The organism is Kitasatospora sp. NPDC101108 (assembly GCF_055584725.1).
In genome coordinates this window covers 25,039-31,609 of the sequence record NZ_JBVJLM010000040.1, presented here as the reverse complement: position 1 = coordinate 31,609, position 6,571 = coordinate 25,039, and the positions used below count along the sequence as shown (strand labels likewise).

5 protein-coding genes are annotated in these 6,571 nt (G+C 73.6%); 2 read left to right on the top strand and 3 right to left on the bottom strand.

Features of this window, described 5'->3' with window-relative positions; all coding sequences use genetic code 11:
* The first annotated feature begins 508 nt into the window (after window positions 1-508).
* Window positions 509-958 carry a PTS sugar transporter subunit IIA gene (locus ACZ6Z8_RS38225; protein ID WP_465614571.1) on the top strand — a complete coding sequence of 150 codons (450 nt, stop codon included), beginning with the start codon at window positions 509-511 and terminating at the stop codon, window positions 956-958.
* Window positions 959-1,061: 103 nt separating this feature from the next.
* Complete coding sequence (gene ptsP / locus ACZ6Z8_RS38220; protein WP_465614570.1) at window positions 1,062-2,732, top strand: phosphoenolpyruvate--protein phosphotransferase; 1,671 nt, start codon at window positions 1,062-1,064, stop codon at window positions 2,730-2,732.
* A 70-nt stretch (window positions 2,733-2,802) separates the two neighbouring features.
* Here the strand turns inward: ptsP and ACZ6Z8_RS38215 are convergent, their stop codons facing one another.
* The 3 genes from ACZ6Z8_RS38215 to ACZ6Z8_RS38205 are packed head-to-tail and all read right to left on the bottom strand — an operon-like array spanning window position 2,803 to window position 6,548.
* A complete protein-coding gene (locus tag ACZ6Z8_RS38215) occupies window positions 2,803-4,923 on the bottom strand; it encodes an acetoacetate--CoA ligase (RefSeq protein ID WP_465614569.1) in 2,121 nt (706 codons plus the stop codon).
* Between the two features lie 45 nt (window positions 4,924-4,968).
* Window positions 4,969-5,517 (bottom strand): NUDIX domain-containing protein, encoded by a 549-nt coding sequence (locus ACZ6Z8_RS38210; protein WP_465614568.1) that lies wholly within the window; start codon window positions 5,515-5,517, stop codon window positions 4,969-4,971.
* Window positions 5,514-6,548: an NUDIX hydrolase gene (locus ACZ6Z8_RS38205; RefSeq protein WP_465614567.1), complete on the bottom strand. Its 1,035-nt coding sequence runs from the start codon at window positions 6,546-6,548 to the stop codon at window positions 5,514-5,516. The genes ACZ6Z8_RS38210 and ACZ6Z8_RS38205 overlap by 4 nt, the downstream gene beginning before the upstream one ends.
* Window positions 6,549-6,571: the final 23 nt, after the last annotated feature.

Below are 6,571 nucleotides of genomic sequence, written 5' to 3'. Positions count from 1 at the left end.
ATCTGGCGTTGACTTTTGGCACGCTGTTGAGTTCTCAAGGAACGGACGCTTCCTTCGGACCGCCTTCCAGCGGGCCCTCCGGGCGCTTCGTTCTTCGTGTTTCCAGCTTACCAGATGTTTTCCGCTCCGTTTGCCGGAGCTTTTCGCATCTGAAATCTGGTGTTAACCGCTGAGTCGCGGCGACCCGACCAACGATAGCGGGTCGGCAGCCGGAGTGCGAATCGGGGCGCACCCCGGGTCACCCGGACGGCCGCATGATTTGTTGCTCTCGCGAGCATATACAGCAATGGTCCCGATTCGCCAAGATGCCTGTAGAGTGCGGCACACGATCGGCGGAGAGGACTAGACCAGTCGCGGGCCGATGTGACGCCGGTCGGCAGGCGGGCGGGGCGTGGGTCTTCGGCCTGAAATGTTGCATATGTCCGAAGTTGACATGATTTAGGCTTCAGCTGATCGTGCGCCGCACCGCGCGGCCGCTCGCTGTATTGCGCACTTGGGAGGCACAACCATGACCACTGTGACGTCGCCGCTGACCGGCAAGGTCGTCGGGCTCGCCGGCGTGCCGGACCCGGTGTTCTCGGGTGCGATGGTCGGCCCGGGCACCGCGATCGACCCGGTCCGTCAGCCCACCGAGGCGGTCGCCCCGGTGGACGGCGTCGTGGTCTCCATGCACCCCCACGCCTTCGTCGTGGTGGACGCCGACGGGCACGGTGTGCTGACCCACCTGGGGATCGACACCGTTCAGCTGAACGGCGAGGGCTTCGAACTGCTCGTCAGCAAGGGCGACACGGTGACCCGCGGTCAGGCCGTGATCCGGTGGGACCCGGCCGCCGTCGAGGCCGCCGGCAAGTCCCCGATCTCGCCGATCGTGGCGCTGGAGGCGGCCAGCGACTCGCTGGTCGACGTCCGCGAGGGCGGCGAGGTCCAGGCGGGCGACAAGCTGTTCAGCTGGAGCTGACCCCTCTCAACCAGACACACACCCGCCCCGCAGGAGTTGACGGGGCGACCCGGCACTCAGCGGTTCCCGGCGGGGCCGCTCCTCTCAGCGGAGATACAGGTACATGGAGAAGACACTGCGCGGCGTGGGTGTCAGCCACGGGGTCGCGATCGGCCAGGTGCGGCACATGGGCACGGCGGTGCTGGAGCCGCCCACCACCCAGATCCCGACCGAGGACGCCCCGCGCGAGCAGGCGCGCGCCCAGGCAGCCGTCGAGGCCGTCGCCGCCGACCTGATCGCGCGCGGCAACCTGGCGGGCGGCGAGGCGCAGGCGGTGCTGGAGGCCCAGGCGCTGATGGCGCAGGACCCGGAGCTGATGGCCGACGTGTCCCGCCGGATCGCCGTCGGCAGCAGCGCCGAGCGCGCTGTGTACGACGCCTTCGCGGCCTACCGGGCGCTGCTGGCCTCCGCCGGGGAGTACCTGGCAGGGCGGGTCGCCGACCTGGACGACGTGCGCAACCGCATCGTGGCCCGGCTGCTGGGCGTGCCGATGCCGGGCGTGCCGGACAGCGACGAGCCGTACGTGCTGTTCGCGCGGGATCTGGCGCCGGCCGACACCGCGCTGCTGGACCCGACGCTGGTGCTCGGCTTCGTGACCGAGGAGGGCGGGCCGACCAGCCACAGCGCCATCCTGGCGCGGGCGCTGGGCGTGCCGGCCGTGGTCGCGCTGCCCGGCGCGACGGACGTCGCCGAGGGCACCGTCGTCGCGGTGGACGGCAGCTCGGGCGACGTCCTGCTCGACCCCTCGCAGGAGAAGCAGGAGGAGCTGCGGGCGATCGCCGCCGAGCGCAAGGCCGCTTTGGCCGCCTCCACCGGTCCGGGGCAGACCTCGGACGGGCACCGGGTGCCGCTGCTGGCCAACGTCGGCGGCCCGGCGGACGTGCCGGCCGCGCTGGAGAACGGTGCCGAGGGCGTCGGCCTGTTCCGTACCGAGTTCCTGTTCCTGGACGACTCGGCGCAGGCTCCCAGCGAGGAGAAGCAGGTCGAGGCGTACCGCAAGGTGCTGGAGGCGTTCCCGGAAGGCCGGGTCGTGGTCCGGGTGCTGGACGCGGGCGCGGACAAGCCGCTGGACTTCCTGACCCCGGCCGACGAGCCGAACCCGGCGCTCGGCGTGCGCGGTCTGCGCACCCTGCTTGAGCACCCCGAGGTGCTGGCCACCCAGCTGCGGGCGCTGGCCACGGCCGCCGCGGGCCTGCCGGTGCACCTTGAGGTGATGGCCCCGATGGTGGCCGACCGCAAGGACGCCGCGGACTTCGCGGCCGCCTGCCGCAAGGCCGGGCTGGAGGCCAAGTTCGGCGCCATGGTGGAGATCCCATCGGCCGCGCTGCGGGCCCGGGCGATCCTGCAGGAGGTCGAGTTCCTGTCGCTGGGCACCAACGACCTGGCGCAGTACACCTTCGCGGCCGACCGTCAGGTCGGTGCGCTGGCCCGGCTGCAGGACCCGTGGCAGCCGGCGCTGCTGGACCTGATCGCGGCGGCCGCCGAGGCCGCCCGGGCGACCGGCAAGAGCTGCGGCGTCTGCGGTGAGGCGGCCTCGGACCCGCTGCTGGCCGTGGTGCTGACCGGTCTGGGCGTCACCAGCCTCTCCATGGGCTCGGCCTCGATCCCCTACGTGCGGAGCATGCTGGCCAAGTACACGCTGGCGCAGTGCCGTCGGGCGGCCGAGGCGGCCCGGGCCGCGGACAGTGCCGAGGAGGCGCGGGCCGCGGCGCAGCAGGTGCTCTCCGGCGAGTAGGACGTGATGAGCGGAAGGGGCGCCCCCACCCTTGGCGGTGGGGGCGCCCCTTCGGCGTTCTCGGGGCCGGTCAGGCCTGGCGCTCGACCCGGAGCCGCTCGAAGAACCGCAGGTGGTCGAGGTTGTCGACGGAGCCGGGGTTGACGGCCTGCTCCAGCGGGGTGCCGGAGAGGATGCGCTTGACCGGGACCTCGATGCGCTTGCCGGTGAGGGTGTGCGGGAGGCCGCGGACGGCGATCACCTCGTCGGGGACGTGGCGCGGGGAGAGTTCGGTGCGCAGCGAGGTGCGGATGCGGCCGACGAGGTCCTGGTCGAGTTCGGCGCCGGGGGCGAGGACGACGAACAGCGGCATCCAGTAGCCGCCGTCGGGCTCCTCCAGGCCGATGACCAGGGATTCGGCGATCTCGGGGAGGCGTTCGACCACCTCGTAGATGTCCGAGGAGCCCATCCGGACGCCCTGGCGGTTGAGGGTGGAGTCGGAGCGGCCGTGGATGACGACGGTGCCGCGGGAGGTGACGGTGATCCAGTCGCCGTGGCGCCAGATGCCGGGGTAGGTGTCGAAGTAGCTGTCGTGGTAGCGGGTGCCCTCGGGGTCGTTCCAGAAGCCGGTGGGCATCGACGGGATCGGCTTGGTGACGACGAGTTCGCCGACGGTGTCGGTGTGCGGGTGGCCCTGGACGTCCCAGGACTCCACGGCGGCGCCCAGGCAGGGGGCCTGGATCTCGCCGAGGTGCACGGGGAGGGTGGGGACGCCGCCGACGAAGCAGGAGCAGACGTCGGTGCCGCCGCTGACCGAGGCGAGCCAGACGTCCTGCTTGACCTCGTCGTAGATCCAGCGGAAGCCGTCGGGCGGGAGCGGGGAACCGGTGGTGCCGATGCAGCGGACGGCGGAGAGGTCGAGGTCGCGCCCGGGGTGCAGCTCGGCCTTGCGGCTGGCGATGACGTAGGCGGCGGAGGTGCCGAGGACGGTGGCGCGGGTGCGGGCGGCGACCGACCACAGGGCGCCGGTGTCCGGGTGGCCGGGGCTGCCGTCGTAGGTGACGATCGTGGCCCCGACGAGGAGGCCGGCCAGCAGGAAGTTCCACATCATCCAGCCGGTGGAGGTGTACCAGAGGAAGCGGTCCTGGGGGCCGAGGTCGAGGTGGAGGCCGGCCTGCTTGAGGTGTTCGAGCAGGATGCCGCCCTGGCTCTGCACGATGGCCTTGGGCAGGCCGGTGGTGCCGGAGGAGTAGAGGACCCAGAGCGGGTGGTCGAAGGGGACGGGCTCGAAGACCGGTTCCACGTCGTCGGCGACGAGGTCGTCCCACTGGAGGGCGCCCTCGGGGGCGGGGGCGCCGAGCAGCGGGACGTGCACGACGGTGTGCAGGCTGGGGAGTTCGCGGCGCAGTTCGGCGACGACCTCGGTGCGGTCGTGGTCCTTGCCGCCGTAGTGGTAGCCGTCGACGGCGAACAGGACGGCGGGTTCGATCTGCTGGAGGCGGTCGAGGACGCTGCGGGCGCCGAAGTCGGGGGCGCAGCTGGTCCAGACGGCGCCGACGGCGGCGGTGGCGAGGAGGGCGACGGCGGCCTGCGGGACGTTGGGCAGGTAGGCGCTGACCCGGTCGCCGGGGCCGATGCCGCGGGCGCGCAGGGCGGCGGCCAGCGAGCCGACCTGGCGGCGGAGTTCGGCCCAGGTGAGGACGGCCGGCTGCTCGGTGGTCTCGTCGAGGTGGAGGATCGCCGGGCGGTCGGCGTTCGCCCCCCGCTCCCCGTCCGGACCCGGCTCGGCGACGCGCAGGGCGTGCTCGGCGTAGTTGAGGCGGGCGCCCGGGAACCAGCGGGCGCCGGGCATGGCCGGGTCGGCGAGGACGGCCTCGGGGGTCTCGGTGAAGCGGACGTCGAACCACTGGGTGACCGCGGTCCAGAAGCGGTCGAGGTCGGCGGTGGACCAGGCGTGCAGGTCGGCGTAGCGCTGGGCGGCCTGCTGGTCGTCGGCGGCCGGGGCCAGCGGGGCGGCCGGGGCGCCGTGGTGTTCGGCGGCCCAGGCCTGGAAGGCCACCAGGCTGGTGGCGGCGGCGCGAGCGGGGGTGGGGCGCCAGAGCGGCTGGTCCTGGGGTGGGGTGCTCACGGTGGTGGTCTCCCGGCCGTTGGTGGGGACGGGTGAGCTCGTGGCCAACCCGTCCGGTTGGGCTGTCGGTGCAGACCATGCCATGTGAGCGCCCGCTGCGCCAGGGTTGGCCGGTGGCTTCGCCGCTGCTCAGCTCGGGTCGAACTCGCCGTCGAACCAGCGGCGCAGGATGCCGTTGTGGAAGTCCCAGACGAGCGGGGTGTCGACGGTCGCGAGGAGCCAGCCGTCGGTCTCGTCGGTGGGGCGCGAGGGCGGGAGCTCGGCGAGCGGGCGGGCGGGGAGGAGTCCGCAGAGCATGACGAAACGGCCGTTGGGGTCGGAGGCCGTGTGGATCAGGCGGACGTCGGCGGCGTCGGCCGGGATGCCGGTCTCCTCGGCGAGTTCGCGCACGCAGGCCTGCTGCCAGCTCTCGCCGAAGTCCATGTAGCCGCCGGGGAAGGCGAGTTCGCCGTAGCCGGGCTCGATGGTGCGGCGGATGACGACCAGGGCGGGGTCGGCGTCGGGCCGGGTGACGGGGAGGACGGTGACCGCTACGGGCAGCGGGTTGCGGTAGCTGATCTCGGCGCAGCCGGAGCAGGTCCGCGGCCAGGCCTCGGTGCCGGGCGGGTACGGGGTGCCGCAGAAGTGGCAGTGGGAGAACGGCCGGTGGATCGCTTGCCTCGCCTCGTCGGTGGTCATGGCCGGATGGTAGCCCCTCTCGTTCGGTGGGCCCGGTCGGCGGCGGGGGCCTTCCTAGTAGGCCCGGCCTCGGGCACGGCCTCGGGCACGGTCTCGGGCCCGCTCCCGGTCCCGGCCCCGGTGGGCTCCTCGCGGGCGGGGCGCAGGAGGGCGGGGTGGAGCAGGCGGGCGTCGCCGGCGCGGTAGGTGCGGGCGCGGGGGCCGCCGCGGGCTCCGCCGCGCTCGGTGGTGGCACCGGTGCTCTCGACGAAGCCGGGGACGGAGAGGACTTTGCGGTGGAAGTTGCCGGGGTGGAGCTTCTCGTCCCAGACGGCCTCGTAGACGGCGCGCAGGTCGGGGATGGTGAAGTCGTGGGGCAGGAAGGCGGTGGCGAGCGGGCTGTATTCCAGCTTGGCGCGCACCCGGTCGAGGCCGTCGGCGACGATGCGGGCGTGGTCGAAGGCCAGCGGGATCGGCCGCGGTGCGCTCGGGCGGGGACCGGTGTGCCCGTCGACGCCACCCCCGTGGGTGTCGGCGGGCACACCGGTGGCTCGGGTGCGGTCGGTGGACCGCGGGGCCAGGTCGAGGTCGGCGACCGGGTGCCAGGCGGCGGCCGCGGCGTCCGTCCCGGCCCGGGGGTCGGGCAGGTCCGGGGCGAAGGCGAGGTAGGCGACGGAGACGACGTGCATCCGAGGGTCCCGCTCGGGGGCGCCGTAGGTGCCGAGCTGTTCGAGGTGCAGGCGGCAGAGGGCGGCCTCGGTCTCAGAGGCGCCCTGCAGGCCCGTCTCCTCGGCGAGTTCGCGGGCGGCGGCCTCGTCCAGGCCCTCCTCCCCCGCCCGCAGGAAGCCGCCGGGCAGCGCCCAGCAGCCGTGGAACGGCGGGGCGCCGCGTTCCACCAGGAGCACGTGCAGGCGGCCGGCCCGCAGCGTGAGGGCGACGACGTCCACGGTGACGGCGATCGGGGCGTAGGCGCGCGGGTCGTAGGCGGCGAGCCATTCCTGCTCGGCCGTGGCCCCGGCGGCGGGCTGGGGGGACGGCTCGTCCGCTGCCATCGCCGGCTCCTCTCCTCGCCCGC

Excerpts from the sequence above, each read along its gene's own strand:
- ACZ6Z8_RS38225 (WP_465614571.1), top strand. The coding sequence starts at position 509 with ATGACCACTGTGACGTCGCCGCTGACCGGCAAGGTCGTCGGGCTCGCC.
- ptsP (WP_465614570.1), top strand. The coding sequence starts at position 1,062 with ATGGAGAAGACACTGCGCGGCGTGGGTGTCAGCCACGGGGTCGCGATC.
- ACZ6Z8_RS38215 (WP_465614569.1), bottom strand. The coding sequence starts at position 4,923 with ATGGCATGGTCTGCACCGACAGCCCAACCGGACGGGTTGGCCACGAGC.
- ACZ6Z8_RS38210 (WP_465614568.1), bottom strand. The coding sequence starts at position 5,517 with ATGACCACCGACGAGGCGAGGCAAGCGATCCACCGGCCGTTCTCCCAC.
- ACZ6Z8_RS38205 (WP_465614567.1), bottom strand. The coding sequence starts at position 6,548 with ATGGCAGCGGACGAGCCGTCCCCCCAGCCCGCCGCCGGGGCCACGGCC.